Source organism: Candidatus Clostridium helianthi, assembly GCF_045310795.1.
Lineage (GTDB): Bacteria > Bacillota > Clostridia > Clostridiales > Clostridiaceae > Clostridium > Clostridium helianthi.
The window spans coordinates 23847-39692 of the sequence record NZ_JBJIAB010000012.1 but is presented as its reverse complement, the minus strand read 5'-3'; the positions used below and the strand labels follow the sequence as shown (position 1 = coordinate 39692).

Sequence of the window (15846 nt, the reverse complement as noted above, 5' to 3'; positions counted from 1 at the left end):
AGAATCCAAGAAAAACCAGATATACTTTAGACGAAGAAGTCAAATTCAAAGGTCTAAAATATGTCTGGTTTTTTTATTTTAAAAATTTAAGGAGGAAAACAAAATGGAGAATTTAGGTTATTATAATGGAAAGTTTGGATTATTAGAGGAAATGACAGTGCCAATGCTTGATCGTGTTTGTTATTTTGGAGATGGAGTTTATGATGCTACTTATAGCAGAAATCATAAGATTTTTGCATTGGACGAGCATATTGAAAGATTTTACAACAGCGCTGGTTTATTAGGAATTAAAATTCCTTATTCAAAGGAGCAAGTAAAAGAAATCCTTAAGGAGATGGTATTAAGGGTTGATTCAGGAGAACAATTTGTATATTGGCAAATTACTAGAGGAACTGGAATGAGAAATCATGCTTTTCCTGGAGATGAGGTCCCTGCAAATCTATGGATTATGTTAAAACCATTAAATATTAAGGATATGTCAAAAAAATTAAAGTTAATCACTTTAGAAGACACTAGATTTTTACACTGTAATATCAAAACCTTAAATTTATTACCAAGTGTAATTGCATCTCAAAAAACTGAAGAGGCAGGATGTCAGGAAGCTGTATTTCATAGAGGGGATAGAGTAACTGAATGTGCACATAGCAATGTATCAATTCTTAAAGATGGTATATTAAAAACTGCTCCAACAGACAATTTAATTTTACCTGGTATAGCAAGAGCTCACCTTATTAAAATGTGTAAATCATTTAATATTCCTGTAGATGAAACAGCATTTACCTTGAAGGAATTAATGGAGGCAGATGAAGTTATTGTTACTAGTTCAGGTCAATTTTGTATGGCAACTAGTGAAATAGATGGAATACCTGTAGGGGGAAAAGCACCAGAGCTTGTAAAGAAATTACAAGATGCATTGTTAAATGAGTTTTTAGAAGAAACAAAAACAGAATAGGAGGGGGAATATGAATCAACAAGAATTAACAATATTTAATTTGGGAGAGAATTTAGATAATTTGATGAATTTAGACCCTAGGGGATATGGTGTATGCCGCATTTTATATTCTGCAGCAAGAGAATATACAAAAGAGCCTTTAACTACAAATGCAGCAAAAAAATTGGTGAACACCTTAAAAGATGGCGACTTAGTCTATATAATGACTGGGTTTGTACTTCTTCCTTTTAAAAAGGCTGAGATGGATGGAATTGTTAGCTCTATGATATTAGCTAGAGCTTTAGTTAAAGCTTTTAATGTAAAACCTGTAATAATATGTCCTGAAGATAATATGGAGGCTGTAAAAAATTTGGCCCAAGTAATAGGAGTTCATTTATATGATACCATAGAGGAATTAAAAGAATATCCTATATCTATTGCAGGAGTGCCTTTTACAAAGGATGAAAAGCAAGCTGCTAAGCAGGCAGATGAAATTATAGCTAAGGGATTACCAAGCGCTGTTATTAGCATTGAGTGTCCGGGGGCAAATTCAATTGGTGTTTATCATAATGCAGTAGGATTAAATGTAACCGAATTAGAGGCGAAACAAGATATTTTATTTACTAAATTACAGGACAAGGGTGTTCTTAATATAGCAATAGGAGATCTTGGAAATGAAATTGGTATGGGAACTATTAGTGAACATTTACAAGAATACATTCCATATGCAGCTAAAGGAAAATGCAATTGTGGATGTAATGGTGGAATTGCAGTAGCTACAAAGGCAGATAATATTATTACTGCAACAGTTTCTGACTGGGGATGTTATGGGCTAATTGCAGCAATAGCTTATTTAAAGAAAGATTTAGAAATACTACATACAAAAGAGTTACAAGAAGAAGCAATGGTTGTGGCTTCAAGAAGTGGAATGATAGATATGTATGGATGGCTTGTGCCTGCTATAGATGGATTTGGATTATCAATGAATCTTTCAATAGTTAATTTGATGAGAGAATGTGTATCTTATTCTATTAAATTAGAAGATACCTGTGCAACTTGGTTTGATAAAGTTATTGAATTAGGTTTTTATGAAAATGTTGTGTAGGGTTCTGACCATTGGGATGATTTATCAAGTAGTGATGTAGGAATAATTATTAGGAAGGGGATAATTATGGATTATTCTAAGATGAAACCGAGTGAAGTTCGAAATTTAATACGTGAAGGCAAAATTACAGGGCCAACTTCAGGAATGTGTGCTGGATATGCACAAGCTAATTTGGTTATCTTGCCAAAGGAGTTAGCCTATGATTTCTTATTATTTAGTCAAAGAAATCCAAAAGCTTGTCCTATATTAGAAGTTAGTGATGTGGGAAGCAGGAGTTTAAGATATATTGCAGAAGATGCAGATATAGCTAAGGATATACCTAAATATAGAGTTTATGAAGATGGAATATTAACTGGTGAATATACTAGTGTTGAGCATTTATGGAGAGACGATTTTGTGAGCTTTTTAATAGGTTGCAGCTTTTCATTTGAATCAGAGCTTTTAGAGGCGGGAGTACCTGTAAGGCATATAGAAGAAAACTGTAACGTGCCAATGTTTATAACCAATATAGAGTGTGAACCAGCGGGGATCTTTAATGGAAAAATGGTTGTAAGCATGAGACCTATTCCCTATAATCAAATTGTTAAATCAGTAATGGTCACTGGAGCAATGCCAAAGGTTCATGGAACACCAATTCATATAGGAGAACCTTCTGTTATTGGAATTTCAGACATTAGCAAGCCTGATTTTGGAGATAGTGTTAAAATAAAAGAAGGAGAAGTTCCAGTATTTTGGCCTTGTGGCGTGACACCACAATCTGTGGTTATGAATGTTAAACCTAAAATAGTGATTACACATTCTCCTGGCCATATGCTTATAACGGATACTAAAAATATAGACATTAAATTCAGTTAAGAGCGTTAAGTTATGAGTTAATGATGAAATCCTTGCAGGATTTCTATAATAAATAGATAAGAAAGCCTATGGCTTTCGATATCAATTGCTAACATAGCCTTTGGATTTCATGCAGCAGATCCGCTTGTAATGGACTATACAGTAAAATTAGCTAAGGCAGATGGCGTTAGCATTGGTGCTCATCCTGGGTTTCCTGATTTAGTGGGATTTGGAAGAAGAAATATGAATGTATCTCCAAAAGAAGCTAAAGCTATGGTGCAGTATCAAATTGGTGCTTTAGATTCTTTTTGGAAAACAAGGCTACAGCTATTACAGGTAAAGATATACCAATTAAAGTGGATTCTATATGTGTCCATGGAGATAAGGCATTAGAATTTGTAGAAAAAATTAAGCTTAGCCTTGAAGAAGAAAATATAGAAATCATTCCACTACACAAAATATATTAATATATAATAAAGAAGGCTTTTTATGGGAGAATATTTTAGAACTTATGCAAAAATAGATTTAGAGGCTATTTTGCATAATATAAATGAAGCAAAAAAACGAATAGAAAAAAATGTGAAGGTTATGGCAATAATTAAGGCTGATGGATATGGACATGGTGCTGCTGCCCTAGGTAATTTTCTTAAAAGTGAAGTGGATTATTATGGTGTAGCTACTTTAGAGGAAGCTCTAGAGTTACGTCAAGCTGAAATAGAATTACCTATATTAATTCTCGGATATACATCACCTAGTCAATATATAGAAGTAGTTAAAAATAATATTACTCAAACTGTGTATAATACTGAAATGGCTAAGGAAATGTCAAAGGCAGGAGCAATATGCGAAAAAGAAGCAAAAGTTCATATTGCTCTAGATACTGGTATGACTAGAATAGGTTTTGATGCAAATGAAGATGGAATAGCAGCAGTTCAGGAGATTTTAACTTTTTCAAATTTAGTAGTTGAAGGTTTGTTTACTCATTTTGCTACAGCAGATGAAGTGGATAAGAGATATAGTAAATTGCAGATAAATAGATACGATAAATTTGTGGCTTTATTGGAAGAAAGAAATATAAATATTCCTATTAAGCATATTTGTAATAGTGCTGGAATTATGGAATTTGATCATCATCGCTTTGATATGGTTAGGTCTGGAATAATTACTTATGGATTATATCCATCCGAAGAAGTTAATAAAAATGCTATTACATTAAAACCAGCGCTTCAATGGAAAACCCATGTGATAAATGTAAATAAAGTTGATGCAGGTCATGGGGTAAGTTATGGGAAAACCTATATTACAAAAAATGAAACAAAGATAGCTACTCTTTCTGTAGGATATGCTGATGGATATCCTAGAGCTCTTTCTTCAAAGGGAAGGGTATTGATACATGGAGAATATGCACCAATTATAGGAAGGATTTGCATGGATCAAATGATGGTGGATGTTACACATATAGATAATGTGAAGATTGAAGATGAAGTAACTTTAGTTGGGAAAGATGGAGATAATATTATTTATGTTGAAGAATTAGCTAATATGGCTGGAAGTTTTAATTATGAGTTTGTTTGCGGGATAGGTAAAAGAGTTGAGCGAATTTATAACGGTTTAGAGCATATTACAGATAACAAAATAGAGGAAATGGACAAGGAATTGGTCATGATATAAATCTAATTCACATTCAAAAAATAAAATTATTTTTAATAGTCATACTTTTTGAATATGTCTAGAGAGAATTTTTATAATTAGCAAAAATATAGCTGATCACAAATTCGTGGTCAGCTATAATAACAATATTATTTATGAAAAGTACTAGAAGGGAGAAAGCTGCATATGGAAAAAAGTAAGTTTAAAGCTAAAATTTCTCAAATAAGTGAAACAGCAGCTTTGGTTGAGTTTGGAAGGGAAATTAGTGAGGATATAAATAAAAAAGTAAGAACCTTTTGTACTTATCTTGATGAGAAACCTTTTTATGGAATGGTAGAGTATGTACCAGCTTTTACAAGTGTTTCTGTCATTTATAATCCATTGGATATGAAGAGTGAATCCCCTTATGAAGTGGTAAAAGTTATTTTGGATAATATAATATCTAAACTTGATTTTTCTTTAGAAGATGAAGAACATATAGTTGAAATTCCAGTATGCTATGGCGGTGAATTTGGACAAGATATTGAGCAAGTTGCAAAAATAAATAATATTACTGTAGATGAGGTTATAAAAATTCATTCTGAAGGAAAATATCTAGTTTATATGATTGGTTTTGCTCCAGGCTTTCCATACTTAGGTGGAATGTCTGAAAAAATTGCGGCTCCAAGGCGTGAATCTCCAAGAACAGCAATACCAGCAGGTTCAGTTGGCATTGCTGGAATGCAGACAGGGGTATATCCTATAGAAACTCCTGGAGGCTGGCAGCTTATAGGAAAGACACCATTAAAATTATTTGATTTAAAGAGAAATTCTAAAAGCCTTTTAAAGGCAGGAGATATAGTTAAATTTTATCCTATTTCTTATGAAGAATATGTACAGTTAAAGGAGGAAGAATAGTGAGTATATCTGTTTTAAATCCAGGACTGCAGTCAACTATTCAAGATTTAGGAAGACATGGATATCAAAAATATGGGGTTATAGTTAGCGGTGCTATGGATGTTTATGCTATGAGAATTGCAAACATTGCAGTTGGAAATGATGAAAATGAAGGTGTTTTGGAAATTACAATGATTGGTCCCTCATTAGAGTTAGAAAAGGGAGCCTTAATTTCTATAACAGGTGGAAATATTTCACCTACTATTAATGGAAAGAAAATTCCAATGGGAAGACCAGTTTATTTAAAAGAAGACTGTGTATTAAATTTTGGAGCGTGTATAGCTGGATGTCGTTCTTATTTAGCTATAGCAGGCGGCTTTGATGTTCCAGAAGTTATGGAAAGTAAAAGTACATATTTAAGAGCACAATTTGGAGGCTTTAATGGAAGACCTTTGAAAAAGGGAGATATATTAAATATTGGTACTAAAAGTGTAGCAGCTATTAAAATAATAGAAAAGCTACAAGAAATAACTCAAAAAGGTGAGTTTGTAGCTCCCAGTTGGTATATGGGGGATTCAACAGTAGAAAATATCAATAGCACAATTATTAGAGTTTTTAAAGACAGGCAATTTGATAATATTTCTAATGAAAGTATAAATAAATTTTTTAATTCAGAGTTTAATGTAGATAATAAATCAGATAGAATGGGATATCGTTTATGTGGAGAAAAAATAGAACTTAAAGAAAGATTGGAAATGATATCTGAAGAAGTTTCTGTTGGGACTATTCAAATTCCACCTGACGGTAACCCTATTATTTTATTAGCAGATAGGCAAACTACAGGAGGGTATCCTAAAATCGCTCATGCAGCTTCTGTAGATATTCAAAAAATAGTGCAGCTTAAACCAAATGATAAAATAATATTTAAGAAGATAACATTAAAGGAAGCTGAAAGGCTGTACTTTGAAAGAGAAAAATATATTGATGAACTAAAAAAAGCAATAAGACTTACAATATTATAATAGGAAGTGAAATTATGATTAATATAGAGGATATAGAAAAAATCATGCAAGTTGTTGATAAATTTGAGGTTTCTCACTTTGAATTTCAACATGAAGATAGCAAGATAATAATAGATAAGAATAAGATATGTGAAGGTTTAGCCGGTACTAATACGTTTACTAAAGGCGAAATTAAAGCTGCTCAGTCTAAAATTGAGAAAAGTATCAATGAGGACGTTGAGCCAGAAATTACAGAGAAGGAATATATTAAAGCCGCTTTTGCAGGGAGTTTCTATTCTTCCAAAGAAAAAAATGAACAAGCCTTCGTTAAAGTTAATGATGAGGTAGAATGTGACACTGTTGTTGGGTTGATTGAAGTAATGAAATTATTTAATGAAGTTGAAGCTGGAGTTCAAGGAACTATAGTTGATATATTAGTTAAGGATGGAGAGTTTGTAGAATACGGCCAACCACTATTTGAGATAAAAAGTAAGTAAGTGATTTGAAAAGGAGAAAGATATGTTTAAGAAAATTCTCATAGCTAATAGAGGAGAAATTGCTGTTAGAATTATACGTGCTTGCAGAGAGCTTGGAATTTCAACAGTTGCTATTTATTCAGAAACGGATAAAGATGCATTGCATGTAAAAATTTCTGATGAAGCTTATTGTATTGGTAAAACATTTGTAAAGGATAGTTATCTTAATGTGCAAAATATATTGAGTGTCGCTATACATGCTAAAGTAGATGCTATTCATCCAGGTTATGGTTTCCTTTCAGAAAATACAAATTTTGCTCAAATGTGTGAGGAATTTGGAATTAAATTTATAGGTCCCTGTCCTGAAATTATAAGTTTAATGGGTGATAAATCTAATGCAAGAGATACAATGAAGCGAGCTGGAGTGCCTACTGTTCCTGGGACAGATGGAGAAATACAAAATATTGATGAAGCAATAGCAATTGGAAAAGAAATAGGATATCCAGTTATAGTTAAAGCATCAGCAGGAGGCGGAGGTAAAGGAATGAGAGTGGTTAATTCTGAAGATGAATTAATAAGCTCCATTGAAACTGCCCAAAAGGAAGCACAAAATTATTTCGGAAATCCTATGGTTTATTTGGAGAAATATTTAGAGTATACTAGACATGTAGAAATTCAAATAATTGGAGATAATTATGGAAATGTAGTTCATTTAGGTGAAAGAGATTGTTCAATACAAAGACGTCATCAAAAGCTTGTAGAAGAATCACCATCACCAGCATTAAATGAAGATTTAAGAAATGCTATGGGTGAAGCGGCTGTAAGAGTAGCTAAAGCTGTAAAGTATAATAGTGTAGGAACTGTTGAATTTCTTTTAAATGAGGATAATAATTTTTATTTTATGGAAATGAATACAAGAATACAAGTTGAGCATGGTGTTACCGAAATGATAACTGGCATTGATCTTATGAAAGAACAAATATTAGTAGCAAGTGGTGAAAAATTATCTTTTACTCAAGAAGATGTTAAGATAAATGGATGCGCTTTAGAATGTAGAATAAATGCGGAAGATCCATCTAGAAACTTTATTCCTTGTCCAGGAAGGGTTGAAAATTATTTATCACCTGGTGGAATTGGTTTAAGAATAGATAGTGCAGTTTATCCAGGATACGTTATATCACCATTTTATGATTCAATGGTATCTAAAGTGATTGCTTGGGGAAGAGATAGAGATGAAGCAATTCTAAGAATGAAAAGAGCATTAAATGAATTTGTTATTGAAGGAGTTAAAACAACAATTCCTTTTCATAAAAAACTAATGGATAATGAAACTTTTAGAAAAGGAAACTTTAATACAAAATTTTTGGAAATACATAAAATCTGCTAATAAATTCTTATGATTTAATTAGACTGCATATTGGGCATGGAGGTTTTTGATATTCTTTGTGAAGATATTAATGTTAAAGATTGCACATTAATATTTTCAATATAGAGGGTTACAGAACTCGAAAAATTCATATTTCAAAAGAAGAGAAACTGGAAAGATGGATATACTGTAAACGAAGCATACATGCTAAACATTCCGCTTTTAATTAGCCGTCCAAATATAAGAATTACAGTAGCAAATAAAGTTACAAGTCTTATTGATTTAAATGCTGAAAATATCATTCTTGAAACTATTAAGAAAGCTGAGGATGTTAATGGGACTATTATTAGAATTTACGAATTCGAAAATAAGCTTACAGAAGTAAAGGCACGTTTAAGCATAGATTTTACCAAAGTAATAGAATGCAACTTGCTGGAGGAGGATATTTCATGTATTGCTGAAAAAACAAATGAATTTTCCTTTACTATAAAGCCATATGAAATTAAGACCTTTAGAATAGTTTAATATATTGTTATCATTAAATATATAAAATTTCTGGAAGATGTGTTTTGATTAACATAAAGAAGACTTAAAGTGAGTAAATGTGTACTTACTTTAAGCCTTTTTTATTCTGTATGAATTTTTATTCCAGTAAAATCTGTAGGCAACTTAAAAAAGTTGGTTGAATAGTTTTTGTATTCTAAAAAGAACAAAAAAGAAATCTTATCCGCCTTCAATTTTTTTTACTTGTTACATATATTCTTGTCCTAACTTGTTAGCTGTTAAAATAGCAGCGTAAACATCTTCAGGGGTAACTTCAAATGGCATATTATGTGCAGTATCTTCTTTTGAAGTAGCAGCCTTTGCAACTTCCATAATTTCTTCTGGTTTTATTTCATCGATACCTAATTGTTTTAAAGTAACAGGAAGACCAACCCTAGTACAGAAATCTAATACTTCTTCAATTTCATCCATTGGAGCATTTTCAAGTACTAATTGAGCTAATGTACCAAATGCAACTTTTTCTCCATGGTACATGTGATGACAAGCTGGCAATACAGTTAAACCATTATGGATAGCATGAGCAGCTGCAATACCACCGCTTTCAAAGCCAAGACCACTAAGCAGAGTATTAGCTTCAACTATTTTTTCTACTGATTTTGTACAAACTCCTTCTTCTACAGCAAGTTTTGCCTTATATCCTTCAGTAATTAATGTATCATAGCATAGTCTAGCTAATGCTTGAGCTGTAATAGTAGTAGTACCAAAAGCACATGTTCCAGCATTAGATTTTTCACAAGCTCTTGCTTCAAAATATGTTGCTAAGGCATCACCCATACCAGATACTAAAAGACGAACTGGAGCCTTTGCAATAATACCAGTATCAACCAAAACTATATTAGGATTTTGCTTTAAGAATAAGTATTTATCAAAGACACCATCATCAGTGTATAAAACTGACAAAGCACTACATGGAGCATCTGTAGCAGCTATGGTAGGTACAATCACAACAGGAAGATTTGCATAGTATCCAACAGCCTTAATAGTATCAATAATTTTTCCACCACCAATACCAATAAGGACAGTTAATTGATTTTCATCACAAATTTTGATAATACGATTCACTTCAGTTATAGAGCATTCTCCATTAAATATGTCGTATTTTACACCTACATTTTTAGCCTCAAAACTTTTATCTATAGTATCTTTTACCCTTTTTAAGCCACTTTCACTAATCAAGCATAATGCTTTTTCACCAAGTACAGATACGTATTCTGCAATATTTTTCAATTCTCCATTACCTTGAATGTATTTACTTGGTGCAATCATAATTTTTGCCATAAAAAACTCCCCCTTAACTATTTAACAATGTATATTAATTATTATGTATTAAATTATACCATTTTTATCAATTATGGTAAAGTTTACATGTGCTAAATAGGCTTATAAAAATAGATTATAATAAACCACAAAATTGCCACAATTGAAATGAAATATATTGAGCTTTACTGGTGGTTACTTGGAATATATAATTGGGTTATAAAGTAAAACAAGTAATTTGATGGAGGAGATAAATGAATTTTAGGGATTTAAATATTAAAATATTTGCAGATGGAGCAAATTTAAATGAAATGCTAGAGGTTTATAAGGTCGGTATTGTTAAAGGCTTTACTACAAATCCCTCACTTATGAAAAAGGCAGGAATTGATGATTATAAGAAATTTGCAAAAAATGTGCTAGAAGAAATTAAAGATTTACCAGTATCTTTCGAAGTTTTCTCAGATGATTTCGAGACTATGGAAAGGGAAGCAGACGTTTTATCTGAACTAGGCGAAAACGTTTATGTAAAGATACCTATCATGAACACTAAGGGAGAATCTTCAATTCCGCTAATTAAAAAGTTATCGGAAAAAGGATACCATCTTAATGTTACTGCAATTTTCACTTTGGATCAGGTAAAAGATGTGGTAACTTCATTAAATCCAGAAGTTAAGAGTATTGTGTCTGTATTTGCAGGAAGAATAGCAGATGCTGGAACTAATCCAATGAAGCTTATGATGACTAGCAGCAAGCTATGTAAAGCCAATAAAGGTGTAGAGCTTTTATGGGCAAGCTGTAGGGAATTATACAATATTGTTGAAGCAGATGAATGTGGTTGTGAAATAATTACTGTAACTAATGATATATTAAAGAAACTCCCTACTATGGGAAAAGATTTATACGAATATTCTTTGGAAACTGTACGAAGTTTTTATAAGGATGCATCAAGTTTAGGATTTTCTATTTTGTAGCATTAAGGAAGGTGGCAAGGCTATGATTGAAAAGTTATTTAATAAAGAAACAATTGAACTAAATGTTGAAGTAAATGATTGGATAGAGGCTATAAGATTTTGTGGAAGTCTATTTGTTAAGAATGGAAATACTGAAGCAAAATATACTGATGCAATGATAAATACAGTAAAAAATATGGGACAATACATTGTTATTGAAAAGGGAATAGCTATGCCGCATGCAAGACCAGAAGATGGAGTTAAGAAAATTGGTATGGGGCTTATAAAACTTAAGAGGCCTATAGAATTCGGTAATGAAGAATATGATCCTGTTGATATATTGATTTTTATATGTGCAATAGATAAGACTTCGCATTTAAAAGCCTTGGCCGAACTTATGACACTTATTGAGGATAATGAATTTTTAAGCATTGTAAGAAATTCATCTTCAAAAGAAGATGTTCTTAGCTATATTAAGTCAAAAAGCTTTTAAATTAGCTTAAAGGACTTTTAGTAATATTATAAAGGAGATAGTAAAATGGAAATATTAACGGTTTGTGGCAATGGAATTGGAAGCAGTTTAATGTTAGCTATGAAGATTGAGGAAATCTGCAGGGAAAACAATATAAAAGCTAATGTTGAATCAACTGATTTTAATTCAGCACAAGGGAAGAAGGCAGATTTGATAATTACTGTCAAGGAACTTGCTCAGCAGTTTGATAATAGAGATGTTGCAGTAGTGAGAAGTTATATAAATAAAAAGAAGATAACAGAGGATGTTTTGGAAATTATTAAAAAGAAGTATATGGAATTAAATAAATAGGGGGTAAGTATATGTCAGTTCTTGAGTTTTTTAGAGACGTATTGAAACAGCCGGCTTTATTAATGGGAATTATGTCATTCGTTGGACTTATTGCACTTAAGAAACCTGGTCATAAAATTATGACGGGAACTTTAAAACCTATACTTGGTTACTTGATGCTTGGCGCTGGAGCAGATTTTATTACCTCTAACCTAGATCCTCTTGGAAAAATGATACAAGAGGGATTTCATATAAATGGAGTTGTTCCAAATAATGAAGCTATTGTTTCTGTTGCACAAAAAGTATTAGGCGTAGAGACAATGACAATTTTAATTGTAGGACTTTTAATTAATTTATTGATAGCAAGATTTACAAAATTTAAATACGTCTTTTTAACAGGTCATCATAGTTTTTTCATGGCTTGCCTTTTATCAGCTGTTCTTGGGACAACAGGTATGAGCGGAACTGAATTAATATTATTCGGTGGATTCTTACTTGGAGCATGGAGTTCAATATCTCCTGCGATAGGACAAAGATTTACTAGAAAAGTAACTGATGGTGACGATATTGCACTAGGTCACTTTGGTAGTTTAGCGTACTATATTTCAGCATGGGTAGGATCTAAGGTAGGAAAGCCTGAAGAAAGTACTGAAAAAATTGAAATACCAGAGAAATGGGGATTTTTAAGAGATACAACTATTTCTACTGCATTAACAATGATGATATTTTATTTAATTGCAGCAATAGCTGCAGGTCCAACTTTTGTAGCAACTATTTCAGATGGTACATCGCCTATATTATTTGCCCTTATGGCAGGACTAAAATTTGCAGTTGGAGTAACAATTGTTTACAGTGGTGTTAGAATGATTCTTGGTGATCTTATTCCAGCATTCCAAGGTATTGCAACTAGAATTATCCCTGATGCCGTACCAGCTGTTGACTGCGCAGTATTCTTTACTTATGCACCTACAGCTGTTGTTATAGGATTTGTATCTTCTTTCATTGGTGGTGTTATTGGTATGATTCTTTTAGGATTTGCCGGAGGAGTATTGATAATTCCAGGACTAGTACCTCACTTTTTCTGTGGAGCAACTGCTGGAATATTTGGTAATGCAACTGGTGGTCGTAAAGGTGCTATAGTAGGTTCATTTGTAAACGGGCTTTTGATTACTTTTGCACCAGCATTACTTTTACCTGTTCTTGGTTCATTAGGATTCCAAAACACAACTTTTGGTGATTTTGATTTTGGAGTTTTGGGTATTATACTTGGTAAAGCATCAGAATTAGTAGGAAAATTTGGTGTTATAGCTATTGTTGTTATATTACTAGTAATTTTAATTGTTCCTAATTTCATAAAAACTAAATCAAAAGCAATTAATAATTTAGATTGATATTTCTAATAAATTAGAGGAATTTATCTTAATGACATAATATCCTTTCTCTTCAATATAAATAATATTAGTGGGTTGAAAGTAAATTAAGCTTTCAACTCATTTGCTTAAGTTAATGAATATTTAAATATTTAAGGCATAATCAAAGGAATAGCAAGTCAATGGTATATTTAGGTTTGTTGTTTTCTTTCATATGCCTAAAAAAGTGAGTGATCTTATTAAAAGCAGGTGTATAATATGCTAAATAGCAGGTGTTCAGATATACTAAAACTCATAGCAAGCAGCAGTATGCCTCTAACTATAAAGGATATTGCTCTTAAGTTTAAAATAAGTTCTAGAAGTATAAGATATGATTTAGATAGAATAGATGAGTATTTAAAAGAAATAAATTTAAAACCATTAGTTAGAAAACCTAATGAGGGAATATCAATAGATTTAAGACAAGATGAAAATAAGAGACTTTTAAGCTTAATAGAATCCATAAACAGCTATGATTATGTTATGTCTCAAAAGGAAAGAACAATTTATATAATCTATAAGTTATTAGAAAAAAATAGCTATCTAACAATAAACAGCCTAGCTGAAAATATGTTCGTCAGCAGAGGAACTATTAATAATGACCTTAAAGAAGTTAGAAAATTACTTGAAGGTAATAATATAAAGCTTAAAAGTGAAAAATCCAAAGGAATAAAAGCTATTGGAGGTGAGAAAGATCTTAGAAAAGTTGTTTCGAATCTTATGTTTGAAAATGTAGCTGACTCAGATTTGATTGGTGTTAATTTTAAAAAGTTATTTAAGGATATGGATATAGAATTCATAGGTAATGTAATAAAGACTGCAGAAGATCAATTAGAAAGTACATTATCTGATTATTCATTTAACAATTTATTGATTCATATTGCAATTGCCATAAAGAGAATTGAACTAGCTAAAGATATCGTGATGGATGAGAATGAGCTTAAAAATTTAAGTAAAACTTGTGAATTTTCTATAGCTTCTGCAATGGCAAGAATGCTGGAGGATAGATATGATATAAAGATACCCAAAAGTGAAATTGGGTATATGACAATACATCTTCTTGGAAGTAATGTAATGTTAAAAGAAGAAAAAAATGATGATCTAATATACATACAGCTTATTTCAGCTACATTGATAAGTGAAGTTGAGAAAAGGACAAAGTATAATTTTGAAGCGGATGAGCATCTTTTAGAAGGATTAATTCAGCATATAAGACCAATGATTTATAGATTAAAACATGGAGTCAGTATAAATAATCCTCTTCTTGATGAAATTATATATAAATATAAGGAAGTTTTTACTTTAGTAGAAGAAAGCCTGATATTTTTGGAAAAGGATTTAAATGCAGAAATAAGCAAAGAAGAAATTGGCTATATAACTTTGCACTTTATGGCATCTTTAGAGCGGATAAAGAATTTAAATAAGATAAAGCCTAGAGTTTTAGTGGTATGTGCTACTGGAGCTGGGACATCAAAATTTGTATCAATAAAGCTTAAATCAATATTTGACATAAACATAATAGATACAGTTTCAAGCCACGATATTGAAAAGATAGCCAAAAGAGAACCTATAGATTTAATTATAACAACAATCCCAATTAATATAATAGGTATAAGATGTATTTTAGTAAGTCCATTTTTGACAGAAAAAAATATAAGTGAGTTAAATTTATTCTTTTCAAAATATTCACAAGAACTTGATGATATTGAAAATAAGAAAGAGTTTGAAAGTGAAAAAAGTTTTTCTAAATGTTTCAATGAAGATGATGAATATTATAATATGAATTTGGAATCAAAAAGAAGTGTCATAAAAAATATACTGAATATAGTTGATAAGAACTGCATAATAAGCAACTACTCAAATTTAGAAAAAGAAATAGTGACATGCTTAAGTTCATACAAAGAAACAATTCAGCCTTCATTAAGTGAAATAATAAATGATAAATGCATTAAACTAAATGAAGAAGCAGAAAACTGGAAAGAAGCAATAGTAAAAGGTGGACAAATTCTTAAAAGAAACAGCTGCATAAACGACTCTTATATTGATGCTATGATAAATAATGTTGAAAAATTGGGTTCGTATATAGTTATCTTACCAGGAATAGCAATGCCTCATGCAAGGCCAGAAGATGGAGCGTATAAAATTGGCTTTAGTATTATGACATTAAAATACCCAATTAAATTTGGAAACCTTGAAAATGATCCGGTAAAGGTAATAATAACTATGTCAGTAATAGATAATAAAAGCCATATGAAGGCTTTGAAGGAATTAATGAAAATAATAGAACAAGATGATTTTATAGATGAAATGAATCGAACTAATTCTGTAGAAGAAGTTTTGAGAATATTTAATTTATCTAGATAAAAAGCAAATGACAATAATAAGTTCTATAATGATGACAAAAGCAAGTAAGCGTAGTTTCCTAAAACTCGGAATTATAATTAAATAAAACTATTTTTAATATGTAAGCATTGTGCTAAATCGATATATTTAGTGCAGTGCTTTTCATTATTTAGGAACTACCTATTAAGGAAAAGCTTTCGAAAAGTATAATAAAAATAGCTTTATCTTATAGTAAATTATAATTTAGTTAAGTCGGCTGCTGTTGTACTTTATTTGAAGTTA

At 31.3% G+C, this 15846-nt stretch carries 15 protein-coding genes and 1 pseudogene; 15 read left to right on the top strand and 1 reads right to left on the bottom strand.

Annotated features, from left to right (window positions below):
* The first annotated feature begins 103 nt into the window (after positions 1 to 103).
* The 10 genes and pseudogenes from ACJDTP_RS11270 (at position 104) to ACJDTP_RS11225 (ending at position 8764) form a co-directional block, all read left to right on the top strand.
* Positions 104 to 952, top strand: coding sequence for a D-amino acid aminotransferase (locus ACJDTP_RS11270; protein ID WP_078115384.1), 849 nt, complete (start codon positions 104 to 106; stop codon positions 950 to 952).
* A 10-nt stretch (positions 953 to 962) separates the two neighbouring features.
* Positions 963 to 2036: a DUF4392 domain-containing protein gene (locus ACJDTP_RS11265; protein WP_406761254.1), complete on the top strand. Its 1074-nt coding sequence runs from the start codon at positions 963 to 965 to the stop codon at positions 2034 to 2036.
* Positions 2037 to 2102: 66 nt separating this feature from the next.
* Entirely contained in the window at positions 2103 to 2891 is a 789-nt protein-coding gene (locus ACJDTP_RS11260; protein WP_078115386.1) for a putative hydro-lyase, read from the top strand.
* A 78-nt stretch (positions 2892 to 2969) separates the two neighbouring features.
* Positions 2970 to 3337, top strand: a pseudogene (locus ACJDTP_RS11255) (LamB/YcsF family protein); the annotation flags it as partial.
* 22 nt (positions 3338 to 3359) lie between these two features.
* The gene (gene alr, locus ACJDTP_RS11250; protein WP_406761253.1) at positions 3360 to 4541 is read left to right on the top strand and encodes an alanine racemase; all 1182 of its coding nucleotides are present in this window, start codon (positions 3360 to 3362) and stop codon (positions 4539 to 4541) included.
* 165 nt (positions 4542 to 4706) lie between these two features.
* Positions 4707 to 5417 carry a 5-oxoprolinase subunit PxpB gene (gene pxpB, locus ACJDTP_RS11245; protein ID WP_077307101.1) on the top strand — a complete coding sequence of 237 codons (711 nt, stop codon included), beginning with the start codon at positions 4707 to 4709 and terminating at the stop codon, positions 5415 to 5417.
* On the top strand, positions 5417 to 6418 hold the full coding sequence (locus tag ACJDTP_RS11240) for a 5-oxoprolinase subunit C family protein (RefSeq protein WP_406761252.1): 1002 nt from the start codon (positions 5417 to 5419) through the stop codon (positions 6416 to 6418). Before pxpB ends, ACJDTP_RS11240 begins: the two co-directional genes overlap by 1 nt.
* 14 nt (positions 6419 to 6432) lie before the next feature.
* Complete coding sequence (locus tag ACJDTP_RS11235) at positions 6433 to 6894, top strand: acetyl-CoA carboxylase biotin carboxyl carrier protein (RefSeq protein WP_077830127.1); 462 nt, start codon at positions 6433 to 6435, stop codon at positions 6892 to 6894.
* Between the two features lie 22 nt (positions 6895 to 6916).
* Complete coding sequence (accC, locus tag ACJDTP_RS11230; RefSeq protein ID WP_406761251.1) at positions 6917 to 8260, top strand: acetyl-CoA carboxylase biotin carboxylase subunit; 1344 nt, start codon at positions 6917 to 6919, stop codon at positions 8258 to 8260.
* Positions 8261 to 8443: 183 nt separating this feature from the next.
* On the top strand, positions 8444 to 8764 hold the full coding sequence (locus ACJDTP_RS11225; RefSeq protein WP_078115392.1) for a glycosyl hydrolase-related protein: 321 nt from the start codon (positions 8444 to 8446) through the stop codon (positions 8762 to 8764).
* 225 nt (positions 8765 to 8989) lie between these two features.
* Here the strand turns inward: ACJDTP_RS11225 and ACJDTP_RS11220 are convergent, their stop codons facing one another.
* Positions 8990 to 10081 (bottom strand): glycerol dehydrogenase, encoded by a 1092-nt coding sequence (locus ACJDTP_RS11220; protein WP_077839288.1) that lies wholly within the window; start codon positions 10079 to 10081, stop codon positions 8990 to 8992.
* Between the two features lie 233 nt (positions 10082 to 10314).
* On the opposite strand from ACJDTP_RS11220, the gene ACJDTP_RS11215 reads away from it, so the two are divergent.
* The 5 genes from ACJDTP_RS11215 to ACJDTP_RS11195 all read left to right on the top strand — a co-directional run bounded on the left by ACJDTP_RS11215 (position 10315) and on the right by ACJDTP_RS11195 (position 15585).
* Positions 10315 to 11031 carry a transaldolase gene (locus ACJDTP_RS11215; protein WP_173713770.1) on the top strand — a complete coding sequence of 239 codons (717 nt, stop codon included), beginning with the start codon at positions 10315 to 10317 and terminating at the stop codon, positions 11029 to 11031.
* Positions 11032 to 11053: 22 nt separating this feature from the next.
* Positions 11054 to 11503 (top strand): PTS sugar transporter subunit IIA, encoded by a 450-nt coding sequence (locus ACJDTP_RS11210; protein ID WP_077842456.1) that lies wholly within the window; start codon positions 11054 to 11056, stop codon positions 11501 to 11503.
* Between the two features lie 45 nt (positions 11504 to 11548).
* A complete protein-coding gene (locus ACJDTP_RS11205) occupies positions 11549 to 11833 on the top strand; it encodes a PTS sugar transporter subunit IIB (RefSeq protein WP_065419258.1) in 285 nt (94 codons plus the stop codon).
* Between the two features lie 11 nt (positions 11834 to 11844).
* Complete coding sequence (locus ACJDTP_RS11200; RefSeq protein ID WP_406761250.1) at positions 11845 to 13203, top strand: PTS ascorbate transporter subunit IIC; 1359 nt, start codon at positions 11845 to 11847, stop codon at positions 13201 to 13203.
* Between the two features lie 237 nt (positions 13204 to 13440).
* Positions 13441 to 15585, top strand: coding sequence for a BglG family transcription antiterminator (locus ACJDTP_RS11195; RefSeq protein ID WP_406761249.1), 2145 nt, complete (start codon positions 13441 to 13443; stop codon positions 15583 to 15585).
* Positions 15586 to 15846: the final 261 nt, after the last annotated feature.